Below are 3,334 nucleotides of genomic sequence, written 5' to 3'. Positions count from 1 at the left end.
GGGCGGGAAGACCAGGCGGGAAAGTGGCTGGCGTCTCGTCACGGCTCCCCGCGGCCGCGGGTCGCCGACCCCCGCGGCACCCGCCCACGCGGGCTGAGCCGGGACCACTGGCGCGCCCAGCCGTCAAGGGGCTCGAGCGCGCCCTGCAGGCGCCGCCCGTGGGCACTCAGCCGGTAGTCACCGGCCTCGTCCACCTCGATGATCCCGGCCTCCCGCAGCTCGCGCAGCCGCTGGGACAGGTGCGGCTCGGTGGCGTCCAGCCGCGTCACAAGGGAGCGGAACGCCGCCGGCCCGTCCCGCAGGGCCCAGAACACCGGCAGCGCGTGCCGCCTGCCCAGCAGGCCGATCACCTCGGCCAGCGCGGCCACGCCCTGGGATCCCGCGTCCGCTCGCGCACCGTCACGTGCCATACCACCCGCCGCCATGGACATCATCACATATTGCTACTCAACGTGACGTATGACATCACATGTTGCATGACGCATCGTCACATAGAAAATCACACATTGTGATTATGCATGTCACATACTGTCATATGGTGCGCCGCATGCTGTCACGCGCCATGTCGCGCACCGTCACGGGTCATCGCCAGCGCCAGCCGCTCCCCCGGGCCCGCTCCGCACGCGTACACCGCCCGGACGGAACGCGCCCGCCCCGGCAGGCCCATCCAGGCACGGCAGGCCGCCCGCGATGCCGCCCGCGCCGCGACATGCCGCCCGCGCGTCCGCGGCCAGGACGGACCTGGCTGGGACAGCCACCGCCCGTGGCGGCCGGTCCGGCATCCGCCTGCCTGCCCGGGGACGAGCTGGCGCCAGGCCCGACGGGCGTCCGGTCGCGTGGGCGGGTCAGGGCGTACGGATCGCCCCGGAACCGTTCGGGCTGTGCGCCCCGGCCGCGCTGGCGAAGGTGCCGGCGGCCGGCGCCGCCCGCTCGCCCCGGCCGGTGACGCTCCCGAGCGTCCGGCGAGCCCGCTCCAGCAGGCTGCCCGCCTGCGCCGAGACGACCCCGGCCGCGCTCTGCACCTCCGGGCGCTCCCGGACCGCGCGCGCCTGACGCATGATCGCGTCGTAGTGCTCCCGGCCCGCGCGGGCCCCCAGCACGTAGCCGAGCCCGAAACCGACGATGAAACCGGGTCTGACGTGCATGCTGCCTCCCGCTCGGTGTCACTGTGCACTCTTGCCGGCCTTCGCGGACACATGAACGCTCATGGCCGCCCACACCCGCGCCCGATCGTCATCCCACACCCGGCGGCCGCCGTCACCGGACAACGACGGGCAGGCGCCCGCAACCATGACCATCCTGCCCGAGCGGCCGCGCGCCGACGGTCAACCAGCCGACCGACCCGTGTTTCCTACCCCCTCGAACCATCCGCGCGAACCTCAGGTAACCTTGCCCAGTCAGATGCTCCCGGCGCTATCGTCTGGAGCATCGCGGTCCCGCGTAGCTCAATTGGCAGAGCGTCCGGCTGTTAACCGGCAGGTTACAGGTTCGAGTCCTGTCGCGGGAGCATAGGCCCAGGTCAGAGGCTTGAAACCTTAAGTGATCATCTTAACGGTGACACTTTGGCCGCCAGCCCTACCCCATCCGACCATCGAAGATCGATGATCTTCGCTTGCCTCACGATCCGATCAGCAGGGCTTCGCACCGCCCAAGGCGCCACCCCACTCGAGTGACGTGGATCACAGAGCCATTCGCGGCAGGCGATCTTAACTTCTGGTCCGCGGATCCTCAGGCGATCGAGGAGGGTGCCAAGCGCCCACATGATGGCGAGGGCGGTGAGACTCGCCGCGAGCCTCACCGCCCCGGCTGTCAGGACTCATGGAACCCCGTGTTCGCGGCGATGACGCATCCGACCAGGGCGGCACTTTGGACAGGCGCATAAACGTGCGACGTGTCCGACATACGCATCCTGGACGATGCGCACATCGCGCGGTTCGCCCACCCAGCCCGTGGTGTGCGGCCGGCGGAAAGGAAGGACCATCGGATCCTGATGTCCGGCGGACGCGCACAGCAGCGACGCCGGTGGGGCCACCGGCGATTCCGTGGAATGTCGACGGCACCCTGCTGTCGCCGGCGGGCCATCTTGCCCGCGATGTTTTGGACCCGGCGGGCCATATTGCCCGTAATATTTTGGACGCTGTCGAACTCGACGAAAGAACGGGCCCTGAAATCGCGTGTCCGCTGGTGGGATCTGCCAGCGGAAAACCTGCCCGGCGAGGATCCGGCCGAGGCGGTGGCCGTGTCCGTCGGCCGTGTCCGTCGAATGCCGCCGACCGAACTTCCACGGCATGTGGGCGTCGCGCGGTGGCCAGGGCGGGCGTGGTCAGACGTCGAGGACGAGTCGTGCGCCGCGTGCGCGGGAGCAGCACACCATCATCACGGTGTTGGCGGTGCGCTCCTCCTCGGTCAGGAGCGAGTCCCGGTGGTCGACCGTGCCCTCCAGCACCTTGGTTTCGCAGGTGCCGCACACGCCCTCGCCGCATGAGGTGGCGATGTGGATGCCCTGGTCGGCGAGCGCGTCCAACACGGAAACGCCAGGGGGAACGATCACGGTGACACCGGAGCGCTCGGCCACGACCTCGAAGGGCCGGTCGCCCGTGTCGTCGGCCTCGACCGGAGCGAAGCGCTCGACGTGCAGTGTCCCGGGTGGCCAGGAACGGCACGCCCGGTCGACCTCCCTGAGCAGCGGTTCTGGTCCGCAGCAGTAGACCGCGGTCCCGATCCGCGGTTGGCCCAGCGCCGCCGGGATGTCGATGAGCCCGGTCTCGTCCTGGGGTGCGATGCTCACGCGCTCACCCCTGCCCTCGAGCTCGCGCAGAAAGGCCATCGACTCGCGGGACCTGCCGCCGTAGGTCAGCCGCCAGTTCTGGTTCTCCCGGCGCTCCAGCTCCCGGACCATGGCGATGATCGGCGTGATCCCGATGCCGCCGGCTATGAGGACGTACCGTTGCGCGGCCGCGAGTGGAAACCTGTTTCGCGGGCCCCGGACCTGAATCACGTCGCCTTCGCGGATGTTGTCGTGGATCCAGGCCGATCCGCCACGGCCGTCGGGCGCGTTGAGCACCGCGATGCTCCAGGCCCCGTCACTGCCGCACAGGGAGTACTGGCGTGCGCGTCCCTCGGGCAGCAGCAGATCGATGTGTGCGCCGGCCTGCCAGCCGGGGAGGGCGGCGCCGGAGGGGCCGGCGAGGGTGAGTCCCACGACGTCGTGGGCGTGCTGGACTCGCTCGGTTACCACGACTTCGCGAGTGTCATCGGTCATGAGCTACTCCTGCGGCGGCTGCTGCGCGGTTCGTCCTTCGCTGGTGCAGTTCGAGGAGAACGCGACCGAACT

Annotated in this window: 3 protein-coding genes and 1 tRNA gene; 1 reads left to right on the top strand and 3 read right to left on the bottom strand. The window is 69.9% G+C overall.

What is annotated here, in order from left to right:
• Positions 1 to 38 precede the first annotated feature (38 nt).
• The gene (locus AC5LUJ_RS04340) at positions 39 to 425 is read right to left on the bottom strand and encodes a winged helix-turn-helix transcriptional regulator (RefSeq protein WP_493464497.1); all 387 of its coding nucleotides are present in this window, start codon (positions 423 to 425) and stop codon (positions 39 to 41) included.
• A 420-nt stretch (positions 426 to 845) separates the two neighbouring features.
• Positions 846 to 1,145, bottom strand: coding sequence for a P-loop NTPase family protein (locus tag AC5LUJ_RS04335; protein ID WP_250282408.1), 300 nt, complete (start codon positions 1,143 to 1,145; stop codon positions 846 to 848).
• 289 nt (positions 1,146 to 1,434) lie between these two features.
• Between AC5LUJ_RS04335 and AC5LUJ_RS04330 the strand changes: the two genes are divergently transcribed.
• Positions 1,435 to 1,507 (top strand) — tRNA-Asn (locus AC5LUJ_RS04330).
• Positions 1,508 to 2,323: 816 nt separating this feature from the next.
• On the opposite strand, the gene AC5LUJ_RS04325 is transcribed toward AC5LUJ_RS04330, so the two are convergent.
• Positions 2,324 to 3,262, bottom strand: a complete 939-nt coding sequence (locus AC5LUJ_RS04325; RefSeq protein WP_250292111.1) for a PDR/VanB family oxidoreductase — start codon at positions 3,260 to 3,262, stop codon at positions 2,324 to 2,326.
• Between the last annotated feature and the right edge of the window lie 72 nt (positions 3,263 to 3,334).

The organism is Protofrankia sp. CiP1_Cm_nod3, from assembly GCF_982290655.1.
Note: the sequence above shows the minus strand (reverse complement) of the source record. Positions and strands in the feature narration are given on the sequence as shown.